Annotated in this window: 13 protein-coding genes; 6 read left to right on the forward strand and 7 right to left on the reverse strand. The window is 65.9% G+C overall.

Going from position 1 to position 13,018, the window contains the following annotated elements:
* Positions 1 to 13: 13 nt before the first annotated feature.
* A complete protein-coding gene (locus ROV93_RS07665; RefSeq protein WP_005417563.1) occupies positions 14 to 352 on the reverse strand; it encodes a hypothetical protein in 339 nt (112 codons plus the stop codon).
* Positions 353 to 474: 122 nt separating this feature from the next.
* Positions 475 to 1,992, reverse strand: a complete 1,518-nt coding sequence (locus ROV93_RS07670) for a fumarate hydratase (RefSeq protein WP_005417564.1) — start codon at positions 1,990 to 1,992, stop codon at positions 475 to 477.
* A gap of 146 nt (positions 1,993 to 2,138) precedes the next feature.
* Between ROV93_RS07670 and ROV93_RS07675 the strand changes: the two genes are divergently transcribed.
* From ROV93_RS07675 to ROV93_RS07690, 4 genes are all read left to right on the forward strand, one after another.
* Positions 2,139 to 3,035, forward strand: a complete 897-nt coding sequence (locus tag ROV93_RS07675) for an RNA polymerase sigma-70 factor (protein WP_072168356.1) — start codon at positions 2,139 to 2,141, stop codon at positions 3,033 to 3,035.
* Positions 3,036 to 3,070: 35 nt separating this feature from the next.
* The gene (locus ROV93_RS07680) at positions 3,071 to 3,520 is read left to right on the forward strand and encodes a carboxymuconolactone decarboxylase family protein (protein WP_072168415.1); all 450 of its coding nucleotides are present in this window, start codon (positions 3,071 to 3,073) and stop codon (positions 3,518 to 3,520) included.
* A gap of 360 nt (positions 3,521 to 3,880) precedes the next feature.
* Positions 3,881 to 5,752, forward strand: a complete 1,872-nt coding sequence (locus tag ROV93_RS07685; RefSeq protein WP_072168357.1) for an ABC transporter ATP-binding protein — start codon at positions 3,881 to 3,883, stop codon at positions 5,750 to 5,752.
* A gap of 80 nt (positions 5,753 to 5,832) precedes the next feature.
* Entirely contained in the window at positions 5,833 to 6,612 is a 780-nt protein-coding gene (locus ROV93_RS07690; protein WP_049439380.1) for a ferredoxin--NADP reductase, read from the forward strand.
* 94 nt (positions 6,613 to 6,706) lie between these two features.
* On the opposite strand, the gene ROV93_RS07695 is transcribed toward ROV93_RS07690, so the two are convergent.
* Positions 6,707 to 7,186, reverse strand: coding sequence for a glutathione peroxidase (locus ROV93_RS07695; protein WP_053497833.1), 480 nt, complete (start codon positions 7,184 to 7,186; stop codon positions 6,707 to 6,709).
* A 130-nt stretch (positions 7,187 to 7,316) separates the two neighbouring features.
* On the opposite strand from ROV93_RS07695, the gene ROV93_RS07700 reads away from it, so the two are divergent.
* Positions 7,317 to 9,485: a M3 family metallopeptidase gene (locus ROV93_RS07700; RefSeq protein WP_072168358.1), complete on the forward strand. Its 2,169-nt coding sequence runs from the start codon at positions 7,317 to 7,319 to the stop codon at positions 9,483 to 9,485.
* 127 nt (positions 9,486 to 9,612) lie between these two features.
* On the opposite strand, the gene cfa is transcribed toward ROV93_RS07700, so the two are convergent.
* The 3 genes from cfa to ROV93_RS07715 are packed head-to-tail and all read right to left on the reverse strand — an operon-like array spanning position 9,613 to position 11,969.
* Positions 9,613 to 10,728 carry a cyclopropane fatty acyl phospholipid synthase gene (cfa, locus tag ROV93_RS07705; RefSeq protein ID WP_072168359.1) on the reverse strand — a complete coding sequence of 372 codons (1,116 nt, stop codon included), beginning with the start codon at positions 10,726 to 10,728 and terminating at the stop codon, positions 9,613 to 9,615.
* A 19-nt stretch (positions 10,729 to 10,747) separates the two neighbouring features.
* Entirely contained in the window at positions 10,748 to 11,629 is an 882-nt protein-coding gene (locus ROV93_RS07710) for a DUF3298 and DUF4163 domain-containing protein (protein ID WP_072168360.1), read from the reverse strand.
* Between the two features lie 37 nt (positions 11,630 to 11,666).
* Positions 11,667 to 11,969, reverse strand: coding sequence for a GNAT family N-acetyltransferase (locus ROV93_RS07715; RefSeq protein WP_005417588.1), 303 nt, complete (start codon positions 11,967 to 11,969; stop codon positions 11,667 to 11,669).
* Positions 11,970 to 12,177: 208 nt separating this feature from the next.
* Here ROV93_RS07715 and ROV93_RS07720 point away from each other — a divergent pair, with 208 nt between their 5' ends.
* Entirely contained in the window at positions 12,178 to 12,339 is a 162-nt protein-coding gene (locus tag ROV93_RS07720; RefSeq protein ID WP_162911592.1) for a hypothetical protein, read from the forward strand.
* Positions 12,340 to 12,387: 48 nt separating this feature from the next.
* Here the strand turns inward: ROV93_RS07720 and ROV93_RS07725 are convergent, their stop codons facing one another.
* A complete protein-coding gene (locus tag ROV93_RS07725; protein WP_005417591.1) occupies positions 12,388 to 13,011 on the reverse strand; it encodes a rhomboid family intramembrane serine protease in 624 nt (207 codons plus the stop codon).
* Between the last annotated feature and the right edge of the window lie 7 nt (positions 13,012 to 13,018).

A 13,018-nucleotide genomic window follows, 5' to 3' on the forward strand; every position in this document is an offset into this window, starting at 1 on the left:
GCGCGATCATTGCTCAGCCGCAGCTGCTCATGCAGGAATCCCGGCGCTCGCCACAGGACATCATCGGCGCGCGCATCGCGCAGTCGTGCGTCTTCAGTTCGCAGGCACGGCGCAGGTCCGGATTGTCCACGTCCTTGCAGCGCTTGTCCGGCGCCGGCACCACCTGCTGCTCGCAGTTGCTCTGGCGGCTGCCGAGGGAGTCATTCTGCGCCATGCAGCTGCGATAGCCGGCCTGGCACTGCACGCGGCATTGCGCCGATGCGGGGAAATCCGCGCCTTCGTACGACGCCGGGGTGCTGCAACCGGCCAGGGCCAGCAGCACGCCTACCACGATGAACCGATGCAGGGCCATGGACACGTCCTGTGCGAGGGTGTTCCGACCGTAGCAGAACAACCGCTACCGGAACATCAATATTTTTGCCCACACAACAACGGCGCCACAGGGGCGCCGTTGTCTGGTCCGGGATGGAGGGCTTACTCCACAACCACCGGAATCTTGCCGATGCGGGCCTGCCATTCGCGCGGGCCGGTCTTGTGCACCGATTCGCCGGTGGAATCCACCGCCACGGTCACGGGCATGTCCTGCACGGTGAACTCGTAGATCGCTTCCATGCCCAGGTCGGCGAAACCAACGACCTTGGCCGCCTTGATCGCCTTGGACACCAGGTAGGCCGAACCACCAACGGCCATCAGGTAGGCCGACTTGTGCTTCCTGATCGCCTCGATGGCGGCCGGGCCGCGCTCGGCCTTGCCGACCATGCCCAGCAGGCCGGTCTGCGCCAGCACCTGCTCGGTGAACTTGTCCATGCGGGTCGCCGTGGTCGGGCCGGCCGGGCCCACCACTTCGTCGCGCACCGGATCGACCGGGCCGACGTAATAGATGAAGCGGCCCTTCAGGTCGACCGGCAGTTCCTCGCCCTTGTTGAGCATGTCGACCATGCGCTTGTGCGCGGCATCGCGGCCGGTCAGCAGCTTGCCGTTGAGCAGCAGGGTCTGGCCCGGCTTCCAGCTGGCCACGTCTTCCGGGGTGATCGTGTCCAGGTCCACCCGGGTGCCCTTGGACGCGTCATAGGTCAGCTTCGGCCAGTCTTCCAGCGACGGCGGGTCCAGCATCACCGGGCCACTGCCATCCAGGGTGAAGTGCGCATGGCGGGTTGCGGCGCAGTTCGGGATCATCGCCACCGGCAGGTTGGCCGCATGGGTCGGATAGTCGTTGATCTTGATGTCCAGCACAGTGGTCAGGCCGCCCAGGCCCTGCGCGCCGATGCCCAGCGCATTGACCTTCTCATACAACTCCAGGCGCAGCTCCTCGATGCGGTTGGAGGCACCACGGGCCTGCAGCTCGGTGATGTCGATCGGTTCCATCAGCGCCTCCTTGGCCAGCAGCATCGCCTTCTCGGCGGTGCCACCGATGCCGATGCCGAGCATGCCCGGCGGGCACCAGCCGGCGCCCATGGTCGGCACGGTCTTCAGCACCCAGTCGACGATGGAGTCGGACGGGTTGAGCATGGCGAACTTGGTCTTCGCTTCCGAACCACCGCCCTTGGCGGCAACGATGACGTCGACCTTGTTGCCCGGCACCACCTTGACGTTGACCACGCCCGGGGTGTTGTCCTTGGTATTGATCCGCTTGCCGGCCGGATCAGCCAGCACCGAGGCGCGCAGCTTGTTGTCCGGATGCATGTAGGCGCGGCGAACGCCCTCATTGGCCATGTCTTCCACGCCCATGGTGGCGTCATCCCAACGCACGTCCATGCCGATTTCCAGGAACACGGTGACGATGCCGGTGTCCTGGCAGATCGGGCGGTGGCCTTCGGCGCACATCCGCGAATTGATCAGGATCTGGGCCATCGCTTCCTTCGCGGCCGGCGACTCCTCGCGCTCGTACGCGGCGGCGAGGTTCTTGATGTAGTCGACCGGGTGGTAGTACGAGATGTACTGCAGCGCGTCGGCGATGGACTGGATGAGGTCTTCCTGCTTGATCGATGTCACGGCTTGCTCGCTTGCTCGAGGCTGGCGGGGGTAATCCGCCCATTTTACCCCCTCCCCCGGCCCCGGGGTGGTCGTGCTGGCCGCTGGCCGGCAAGATTCCCCCGACGCTCTGTCACGCCACGCGCCACTGCGGCGTCCTTGCCCACATGAACGCCGAAACCGTTTTCCAGACCCACCGCCCGCGCCTGATGGCGCTGGCCTATCGCCTGCTCGGCAGCCGCGCCGACGCCGAAGACGTGGTCCAGGACGCCTGGCTGCGCTGGTCCGGCGCCGATCCTGCCGGCGTCCGCGATGCAGAGGCCTGGCTGGTCACCACCACCACCCGGCTCGGCCTGGACCGGCTGCGAGCGGCCAGGCGCGAGCGCGTGCACTATGTTGGCCCGTGGCTGGCTGAACCGCTGGCGGTCACCCTGGAGCCCGACCCGGCACCCGGACCGGCCCAACTGCATGCGCTGGCCAACGACGTCTCGGTCGCCTTCCTGACCCTGCTCGAACAGCTCGGCCCCGAGGAACGCGCCGCGTTCCTGCTGAAGGAGGCCTTTGACCACGACTACCGCGAAATCGCCGACCTGATCGGGCACAGCGAAGCCAACTGCCGGCAACTGGTGCATCGCGCCCGGCAGCGGTTGCAGGCCGGGCGGCCGCGCTTCAACGCCGACGCCAGCCAGCACCGGCAGCTGCTGGCGCGCTTCATGGATGCCTCGCAGCGCGGCGACAGCGAGGCGATCCAGGCCCTGCTGCACGCCAACGCGCAACTGGTCTCCGACGGTGGCGGCGTGGTTACCGCCGCGATCCGCCCGCTGCTGGGCGCCGAGCGCATCGGCCGCCTGTTCTGGGCCATCGCCCGCCGCGGCGCGGTGCATCCGGCGCAGCTGGGCTACGTCAACGGCGAACCGGCGATCCTGCGCTTCCAGGGCGACCGCCTGCACTCGGTCACCACCATCGAAGTGGTCGATGGCCGCATCGCCAACGTGTACAGCGTGTTGAATCCAGAAAAATTGCCGAAGGTTGTCACGCGCCGCAACGCTGCGGCGTCCTTGTGATGAAGGCGGCCATCGTGGCCGCCGTGGAGCCCACGATGTCCGATCACACCTCCCCCCGCGTCCCCTACACCCGCCTGGCCGCCGAGGCCTTCAAGGGCCTGCTGGCCACCAGCCAGGCGGTGCATGACAGCTCGATTGATCCGACCCTGATGGAACTGGTGTTCCTGCGCGCGTCGCAGCTCAACGGCTGCGGCTACTGCATGGACATGCACGGCACGGCGCTGCGCAAGGGCGGCATCGAGCCGCGCAAGCTGGACACCCTGCCCGCCTGGCACGAAAGCCGCTTCTTCGATGCGCGCGAACGTGCGGCGCTGGGCTGGGCCGAGGCGCTGACCCGGCTGACCGACGGTGCGCCGTCGCAGGCGACGTTCGATGCATTGGCGCCGCACTTCGATGAGAAGGGCATCAGTGACCTGAGCATGGGCATTGCGGTGATCAATGCCTGGAACCGGCTGGGTGCGGGGCTGCTGCCGCCGCTGCCGTAACGGGGGGCTGGCCGGGCTGCCGCCCGGCACCCGCAGAGGCAACAACCAGAGCAATATCAAAAGCCGGCGCTACTGTGGGTTGGCGGGGTGGATCAGGTCGCAGGGGACGCTGCAAGTACGTCCATGTAAGCTCGGTCGCCGCATCCATGCGGCTCACGCCCCTGCGACCTGACCCACCCCGCCTTCGATAGTTCACTGGAGCTGCTGGTAGGTGTCGACCGTGGTCGACACGGTCGATCCACGCCGTGCATGGATACGGGAGGGTCAGATCCCTTTGTGTGGCAAAGGGATCTGCCCCCGGTGCCGGCCACACGGCTGCACTGACCCCATCTGCACGTATCAGGCGCGCACAATACGCGCATGCCTGCTTCCCCCACCGCTGGCGCTGCCGCCGCGAAGAAACCCAGCCTGCGCCAGCGCTTCAGGGCGATGCGCAATCTGCCCCCTTTCCTGCGCATGGTCTGGAAGACCAGTCCGGCGCTGACCCTGGCCAGCCTGGGGCTGCGCCTGATCCGTGCCCTGCTGCCGGTGGCGATGCTGTACGTCGGCAAGTTGATCATCGACAGCGCCCTGCACCTGAGCCAGCACGATGCCGGCTACCCGCCGCTGGGCGAGGCGCTGTCCAGCGGCCTGCTCAATCCACTGCTGGGCCTGCTGGCACTGGAATTCGGCCTGGCCATCGCCTCGGACCTGCTCGGCCGGCTGGTCAGCTACGCCGACGCTCTGCTTTCCGAACTGTTCGCCAACGCCACCAGCATCCGCCTGATGGAACACGCCGCGACGCTGGACCTGGAGGATTTCGAAGACCCGGACCTGCAGGACAAGCTGGACCGTGCGCGGCGCCAGACCATGGGCCGGATGAACCTGATGAGCCAGCTGTTCGGCCAGGCGCAGGACGCGATCACCGTGGCCAGCCTCGCCGTCGGCCTGCTGGTCTACGCGCCGTGGCTGATCCTGCTGCTGGCGCTGGCACTGGTGCCGGCCTTCATCGGCGAATCGCACTTCAACGCGGCCGGCTACAGCCTCAACTTCCAGTGGACGCCCGAGCGCCGCCAGCTCGACTACCTGCGCCAGCTGGGCGCCAGCGTGGAAACGGCCAAGGAAGTGAAGATCTACAACCTGCACCGCTTCCTGGTGGAGCGCTACCGGCGCCTGTCGGTGGCATTGTTCCAGGCCAACCGCGCCCTGGCACGGCGCCGCGCGTTCTGGGGCACGCTGCTGGCTGCGCTGGGCACGCTGGGGTATTACACCGCCTACGCCTACATCGCATGGCGCACGGTGCGCGGGGACTTCTCGATCGGCGACCTGACCTTCCTCGCCGGCAGCTTCCTGCGCCTGCGCCAGCTGCTGGAAGGCCTGCTGATCGGCTTCTCGCAGGTGGCCAGCCAGGCGCTGTACCTGGATGACCTGTTCTCTTTCTTCCAGATCCAGCCGGAAATCCACTCGCGCGATGGGGCCGTGCGCGTGCCGCAACCGATCCGCCAGGGCTTCGTATTCGAGAACGTCGGCTTCCGCTACCCCGATGCCGAACAGTGGGCGGTGCGCCATCTGGATTTCCAGCTGCACGCCGGCGAAGTGCTGGCCCTGGTCGGCGAGAACGGCGCCGGCAAGACCACCCTGGTGAAGCTGCTGGCGCGGCTGTACGAACCGGACGAAGGCCGCATCCTGCTCGACGGCCGCGACCTGCGCGATTACGACCTGGATGACCTGCGCGCCAACCTCGGGGTGATCTTCCAGGACTTCGTGCGCTACAACCTCAGCGCCGGCGAGAACATCGGCGTCGGCCAGGTCGAGGCGATGGACGACCAGGCACGCATCGCTGACGCGGCGCGACGCGGCATGGCCGAGGAAGTCATCGACGACCTGCCCGGCGGCTACGACCAGCAGATCGGCCGCCGCTTCAAGCAGGGCGTGGACCTATCCGGTGGCCAATGGCAGAAGATCGCCATTGCCCGCGCATGGATGCGCAATGCGCAGGTGATGATCCTGGATGAGCCAACGGCAGCGCTGGATGCCCGCAGTGAGTTCGAGGTGTTCCAGCGGTTCAGGGAACTGGCGGATAATCGCACCGCAGTACTGATTTCCCACCGTTTTTCCTCGGTACGCATGGCCGACCGCATCCTGGTGCTGGCCGATGGCCGGATCGAGGCCAGCGGCACCCATGCGCAGCTGATGGCGCAGGGCGGCCGCTATGCCGAGCTGTTCGAGCTGCAGGCGGCGGGTTACCGCTGAGAACGCCTCTCGTTCCGCCCAATGAGAACTTGTCTCATTTGAGATAGAATCACCCCCGACGACTTTCGATAGATACGCCCATGTCCTCCGCTTTCGGCGCCGAAACGGTGCTTGAGGTCCGTCACTGGACCGATGCCTACTTCAGCTTCACCACCACCCGCGACAGCGGTTTCCGCTTCGAGAACGGCCAGTTCGTGATGATCGGCCTGGAAACCGAGGCGCGACCGCTGCTGCGCGCCTATTCCATTGCCAGTGCCAACTGGGAAGAACAACTGGAGTTCTTCAGCATCAAGGTGCAGGACGGCCCGCTGACCTCGCGCCTGCAGCACATCAAGCCGGGCGACAAGGTACTGGTCGGCAAGAAGCCCACCGGCACCCTGCTGATCAGCGACCTGCATCCCGGCAGGAACCTGTACCTGCTGGGCACCGGCACCGGCCTGGCGCCGTGGCTGTCGGTCATCAAGGACCCGGAAACCTACGAGCGCTTCGAGAAGGTGATCCTCTGCCACGGCGTGCGCTACGAGAAGGACCTGGCCTATCGCGATTACTTCGAGAAGGAACTGCGTGAGCACGAGTTCCTCGGCGAAATGATCGGCGACAAGCTGCTGTACTACCCGGCCGTCACCCGCGAGCCGTTCGCCAACCAGGGCCGCCTGACCCAGCTGATGGAGAGCGGCGAGATGCAGCGCACCCTCGGCCTGCCGGAACTGAGCCCGGAAAACGACCGCGCGATGATCTGCGGCAGCCCGCAGATGCTGGCCGACCTTCGCACCGTGCTCGATGCCCGGGGTTTCCAGGTTTCGCCGCGCATCGGCCAACCGGGCCACTACGTGTTCGAACGCGCGTTCGTCGAGAAATAACCCATCGCATCTGTAGAGCCGAGCCCGCGCTCGGCTTGCGCGCGGCGCGCGCTCTCGGAGTCAGCCGGAAAAGCAGCCGAGCGTGGGCTTGGCTCTACAGCAGCGCTTCGATCGCGCTGCGCAACTGCTCCGGCCGGGTGGTGGGCGCATGCCGCGACACCACCTGCCCCTGGCGATCGACCAGGAACTTGCTGAAATTCCACTTGATGCGGGCACTGCCGAGCAGGCCACGCTTTTCGTGCGTCATCCAGGCCCACAACGGATCAGCGCCCTCGCCGTTGACCTCGATCTTCTCCGACAGCGGAAAGCTGACCGGATAGTCCAGCGAACAGAACTGCCGGATCTGCGCCGCGTCCCCCGGCTCCTGCGCACCGAACTGGTTGCACGGGAAGCCGATCACCACCAGGCCGCGTTCGCGGTAGTCCTGCCACAGCTGTTCCAGCCCGGTGTACTGCGGGGTGAACCCACAGCGGCTGGCAACGTTCACCAGCAGCAACGGGTGGCCCTGATAACGGGCCAGCGCCTGCGGCTGGCCGTCGAGGTCACGGAAGCTGAAATCGTAGGCGCTGGTCATGAGGGCGGGCCGTGGGCGGTGAATGCATGGTACCCGCGCCCGGAGCCGGCAACATGCCTTTTGACACAAGTGCGGGCGCCGCCGGCCGGGTTACCCTCGGGCCCTTGTTTGCCTTACCGGAGTTCCTGCCTTGACCACCCGCCTTGCCCTTGCCGTGGCCATGTCCCTCGGCCTTGCCCTGCCCGCCTTCTCGGCCGGCGCCGTCACCCCGGCTGCCAGCACCCATGCCCAGCAGGCCAATCCGTTCTTTGCCGAAAGCCCGCTGCCCCTGCATTATCCGCAGTTCGACAGGATCAAGGACAGCGACTTCGCCCCGGCCTTCGACGCCGGCATGGCGCAGCAGCTGAAGGAAGTGGAGGCCATCGCCAACAACAAGGCCAAGCCGACCTTCGACAACACCATCATCGCCCTGGAAAAGAGCGGTGACATCCTCGACCGTGCGACCACCGTGTTCTTCAGCCTGGTCGGTGCCGATACCAATGACACCCGCAAGAAGCTGCAGGCCGACTACTCGGCGAAGTTCGCCGCGCACAGCGATGCGATCGCGCTGAACGGCAAGCTGTTCGCCCGCATCCAGGCGCTGTACGACACCCGCGGCCAGCTGGGCCTGGACGCCGAAGGCGTACGCCTGGTCGAGAAGTACTACGACAACTACGTGCGCGCCGGTGCCAAGCTGTCCGAAGCCGACAAGGCCAAGCTGAAGGAGATGAACGCCGAGCTGGCCAACCTGGGTACCAAGTTCAGCCAGAACGTGCAGTCGGAAGTGAACGCTTCGGCGATCACCGTCGACGACGTCAAGGAGCTGGACGGCCTGTCCAAGGAGCAGATCGCCGCCGCCGCCGAAGCTGCCAAGGCCCGCGGCCAGGACGGCAAGTACGTGATCACCCTGCTCAACACCACCGGCCAGCCGCCGCTGACCAACCTGGCCAACCGCGCCCTGCGCCAGAAGATCTACGAAGCGTCGGTCAGCCGTGGCAGCCGTGGCGGTGAGTTCGACAACACCGCGCTGGTCTCGCGCATCATGCAGCTGCGTGCCGACAAGGCCAAGCTGATGGGCTTCCCGAACTTCGCGGCCTACAACCTGACCAACCAGACCGCGAAGACCCCCGAAGCGGTCAACGCGATGCTGGGCAAGCTGGCTCCGGCCGCCGTGGCCAACGCCAAGCGCGAAGCTGCCGACCTGCAGGCGATGATCGACCAGGAACAGAAGGCGGCCGGCAAGCCGACGTTCAAGCTGGAACCGTGGGACTGGGCCTTCTACAGCGAGAAGGTGCGCCAGGCCAAGTACAACTTCGACGAGTCGCAGCTGAAGCCGTACTTCGAAATGAAGAACGTGCTGGAGAACGGCGTGTTCCATGCCGCCAACCTGGAATTCGGCCTGACCTTCAAGCAGCGCACCGACCTGCCGGTCTATCACGAAGACGTCACCGTCTACGACGTGTTCGATGCCGACGGCAGCCAGCTGGCGATCTTCATCTTCGACCCGTATGCACGCGCCTCCAAGCGCGGTGGTGCGTGGATGAACTCCTACGTCTCGCAGTCCAAGCTGACCGGCTTCAAGCCGGTGGTCGCCAACCACCTGAACATCCCGAAGCCGCCGGCCGGCCAGCCGACCCTGCTGACCTGGGATGAGGTGAACACCACCTTCCACGAGTTCGGCCACGCCCTGCACGGCATGTTCTCCAACGTGAAGTACCCGTACTTCTCGGGCACCTCGGTGCCGCGTGACTTCGTCGAGTTCCCCTCTCAGGTCAACGAGATGTGGGCTGACAACCCGGTCATCCTGAAGAACTACGCCAAGCACTACCAGAACGGTTCGGCGATGCCGCAGGCGCTGCTGGACAAGGTGCTGGCGGCGGCCAAGTTCAATCAGGGCTTCGCCACCACCGAGTACCTGGGTGCGGCCATGCTGGATCAGCGCTGGCACCAGATCGGCCCGGACCAGGTGCCGGCAGCCAAGGACGTGATGGCCTTCGAGCGCGCCGCACTGGAGAAGGACGGCATCTACTACGCTCCGGTTCCGCCGCGTTACAGGACCCCGTACTTCAGTCACATCATGGGCGGCTATTCGGCCGGCTACTACGCCTACATCTGGTCGGAAGTGCTTGATGCCAACACCCAGAAGTGGTTCAAGGACAATGGCGGCCTGAGCCGCAAGAACGGCGACCACTTCCGTGCCACCCTGCTGTCCAAGGGCGGCAGCGTCGACGCGATGCAGCTGTTCCGCGATTTCGCCGGCCACGAGCCGCAGATCGAACCGCTGCTGGAAAAGCGTGGCCTGACCGGCGCCGGCAACTGATCGCCTGCGCGCTAGCGTGAAACGAAAACCGCCCGGGAGACCGGGCGGTTTTTTTGTTGTGGTTGGGGTCAGAGCCCTTTTCTGTGAAAAGGGATCTGACCCCGGGGTCTCCGACCCCGCGCTGGCTTCATCGCGGCGCCACGTACCCGCCCGGCACGCCTTCCGGCGACAGCACCAGCTGCCACAGCTGCGCATGCCGGCAGCGGAAGGTGGCCATCGACCCGGCCAGGTAGAAGCGCCACATTCGCCGGAAGTGCTCGTCGTAGTGCGCATCCAGCCGCGGCCACGCTGCTTCCACGTTGCGCCGCCATGCCTGCAGGGTCAGGTCGTAGTCGGTGCCGAAGTTGTGCCAGTCTTCCAGCACGAAACGGCCTTCGAACGCCCGGGTGATCTGCGCCGCCGACGGCAGCATTGAGTTGGGAAAGATGTAGCGCGCGATCCACGGATCGGTGCGATGCCGGGAGATGTTGGTGCCGATGGTGTGCAACAGCAGCAGGCCGCGCGGCGACAGGCAACGCTTGGCCACCTCGAAAAAGCCCGCGTAGTTCTTGTCACCGACGTGCTCGAACATGCCGATCGAGAAAATCGCATCGAACGGTTCGTCCAGCTCGCGGTAGTCCTGCAATCGGATCTCGATCGGCAGGCCCGCGCACAGGTTCCGCGCGAACTCGGCCTGCTCCTGCGAAATCGTCACGCCGACGCCACTCACACCGTAGCGCTCAGCGGCGAACTTCAGCGCTTCGCCCCAACCGCAGCCAATGTCCAGCACGCGCTGGCCCGGGCGCAGGCCCAGCTTTCGGCAGACCAGGTCGAGCTTGGCTTCCTGTGCGGCGTCGAGATCATCGGCGTTGCGCCAATAGCCGCAGCTGTAGACCAGGCGCTGGCCGAGCATGGCCTGGTAGAGATCGTTGCCCAGGTCGTAATGACGGCGCCCGACCTCGTAGCTGCCCTGCCCCGCCTGCAGGTTGAACAGGCGCGCCTTCAGCGCATCGGCCACTTCGCGCCAGCCGTGCACCCGTTCATCCAGGTGCGCCTGCATCAGGTGGGCGAGGAATTCATCCAGGACGTTCGCATCCCACCACCCTTCCATGTAGCTCTCGCCCAGGCCGAGCGAGCCTTGGCCCATGACCCGCGCGAAGAAGCGCGGGTCATGCACCTGGATGTCCTGAGGCTGGGTACCGCCGATGCGGACCCCGGCTTCGTGGAGCAGGCCGGCGACCCGCTCCTGCAACCCTGTATCCACGTCACCTCCTCGACTGCGGTCAACCGCGTGCGAACAGCTCCACGTAGTCCTTGGCCACGTGCGGCAACAGCACCGCCGCCGGTACATCGGCGGTCTGGGTGCCGTCCGAGTATGGACCCACCTGGTACGGAGGGAAAACAAAGCGCAGCGCGGTGATCTGCCCCTTGTCGTCGGTCAGTGGCTGGAACTGGCTGAAATTGTCGGCCTGCGGGCCAGTACCGTCGGCGATCATGCGCGATGCGTTGCGCAGCGATTCCTGCAGTTGGGCCGGGTCCATGTCCTCGCCGCTGAGCCGCGTGGCCACGCGTTCGCGCAGCTGGTCGGCGACGAACTCACTGATCACTTTCCAGCCCTTGGCATCGGCCACCAGCTTGTCGGCGCTGAGCATCTGCTGCTGCTGCGGCAGCCACACGAAGCGCGCCACCAGCGGTTCGCCATGGGCGCCACCGGTATAGCGGCTGCCATCAGCACTGACCACCACCAGCTGCGGCGTTTCCAGCAGCTTCTCGAAGCTCAGCGACAGCTCGTAGGGCATGGTCGGCTTGTCGTTGCCCAGCCCGTCCAGCGCCTGCTGCAGGTCGCTGCGTGCGCTGGTGGCATAGCTCTGCAGCGCGCGCGCCAGGCCGGGGTAGCGGTCGATACCCGCCGGGTAGCTGATGCCCACCACCTCACGCTCGTTGTTTTCGATCACGTCGCGCAGGTCCAGCGGCGCTTCCGTGGCTGGCGTCTCGCCGGCGGCGGTGGCTTCGGCGGCGGGTGCCGCGTCGGTCACCGGCGTCGGCTCGCTTTCACGCTGGCAACCGGCCAGCAACAGCACGCCCACCACGCCGGCCAGCACGCTGACGTGCAGTGGCCGGTTGTCTCCAATCTTCATCGGGATCCCCTGTTCATGTTTGTACATCATCGCCTGCCATGGCTGAAGCGTGGCCCGCTGGCACTCAGCCAACGAGCAGGTCGTGGTACTCCTCGTGCCGCTGCAGGAAAGCCTCGGCGTAGGAACATGCCGGCACCACCTTGTACTTCTGCTCGCGGGCGAAACGCAGTGCCACGCGGGTCAGCTCACCGGCGATGCCACGGCCGGCGATCGGCTCGGGCACCTCGGTGTGGGTGATCACCATGCGCTTGCGCTTGATCTGGTAGTCCAGCACCGCCAGCTGTCCTCGCACACGGGCGGTGAAGCGGTGGTTGGCCAGGTCGTGTTCGACCTCGTAGGCCAGACCGGGGGGCGTGACCGAAGCCATGGAACTGTCTCCTGCGGCGACTGCGTGGATGGTGCGCAGCCGGGCGCCATGATCGCGTGAAGCCTGAACAGGGGCAAGTCCAGTCCATTCACGTCAGTTTTCGCCCTCAAGCTGGAGGGTCGCCGGCCGCTATCGCCTATGGCGGGGTACGGCCAGGCTGGCACGACCCTTGCGACCGTTGATCATGCGCACCACCGTGGAGGCTCCCATGCACGCCAGCGATTCCCATTCCGATACCGACCGCGCCCTGCTGGAGGGCCTGCTGCAACTGGCGGTGGAAGGGCAGACCGAGGATCAGGATTTCCAGCGCATCGGCGAGGAAGTATTCGCCCGCCTGCTGGATACCTACGGCCACACGACCCAGGCCTGAAACCGGATACGCCGGGGCCGGATCCACAGGATCCGACCCCGGCACGCTTCAGCCGCCCAGGCGGAAGGTCGGGTTGGAGAGTTCGCGCAGGAAGTGGTTGAAGATGCTCGGCTGCATGGCCAGCATGAAGATCACGCCGAACGCCGCACCTGCCAGGTGCGCGCTGTGGTTGATGCGGTCGCCGCCGCGCTTGTCCATCCAGATGCTGTAGCCGACGTAGAACGCGGCATAGATGATCGCCGGTGCCGGGATGAAGAACACCAGGATGATCGACCACGGCTTGATCAGGATGAAGGCGAACAGCACCGCCGACACCGCACCGGATGCCCCCAGGCTGAGGTAGTTCGGGTTCTTCTGGTTCTTCAGGTAGCTGGGCAGGATCGAGACCAGCAGCGCGCCGATGTAGAACGCCGGGTAGGTCAGGTAGCTGCCGGTCAGCTGCACCATCACGCTCTCGATGAATCCCCCGAAGAAGAACAGGGTGATCATGTTGAAGATCAGGTGCGACCAGTCGGCGTGGATGAAGCCATAGGTCACCAGCCGGTCGTACTGGCGATGGCGGTCGACGGCCGGCGGCCACAGGATCAGGCGATCGGCCAGCTTGCGGTTGTTGAACGCCATCCACGACAGGATGGCGGTGATGGCGATCAACAGCAGATTGACGGGGGTCATGTCAGGC

This window comes from Stenotrophomonas maltophilia group sp. msm4, from assembly GCF_032025605.1.
Lineage (GTDB): Bacteria > Pseudomonadota > Gammaproteobacteria > Xanthomonadales > Xanthomonadaceae > Stenotrophomonas > Stenotrophomonas sepilia.

Coding starts and splice junctions, on each gene's coding strand:
- ROV93_RS07665 (WP_005417563.1), bottom strand. CDS start 352: ATGGCCCTGCATCGGTTCATCGTGGTAGGCGTGCTGCTGGCCCTGGCC.
- ROV93_RS07675 (WP_072168356.1), top strand. CDS start 2,139: ATGAACGCCGAAACCGTTTTCCAGACCCACCGCCCGCGCCTGATGGCG.
- ROV93_RS07680 (WP_072168415.1), top strand. CDS start 3,071: ATGTCCGATCACACCTCCCCCCGCGTCCCCTACACCCGCCTGGCCGCC.
- ROV93_RS07685 (WP_072168357.1), top strand. CDS start 3,881: ATGCCTGCTTCCCCCACCGCTGGCGCTGCCGCCGCGAAGAAACCCAGC.
- ROV93_RS07690 (WP_049439380.1), top strand. CDS start 5,833: ATGTCCTCCGCTTTCGGCGCCGAAACGGTGCTTGAGGTCCGTCACTGG.
- ROV93_RS07695 (WP_053497833.1), bottom strand. CDS start 7,186: ATGACCAGCGCCTACGATTTCAGCTTCCGTGACCTCGACGGCCAGCCG.
- ROV93_RS07710 (WP_072168360.1), bottom strand. CDS start 11,629: ATGTACAAACATGAACAGGGGATCCCGATGAAGATTGGAGACAACCGG.
- ROV93_RS07715 (WP_005417588.1), bottom strand. CDS start 11,969: ATGGCTTCGGTCACGCCCCCCGGTCTGGCCTACGAGGTCGAACACGAC.
- ROV93_RS07720 (WP_162911592.1), top strand. CDS start 12,178: ATGCACGCCAGCGATTCCCATTCCGATACCGACCGCGCCCTGCTGGAG.
- ROV93_RS07725 (WP_005417591.1), bottom strand. CDS start 13,011: ATGACCCCCGTCAATCTGCTGTTGATCGCCATCACCGCCATCCTGTCG.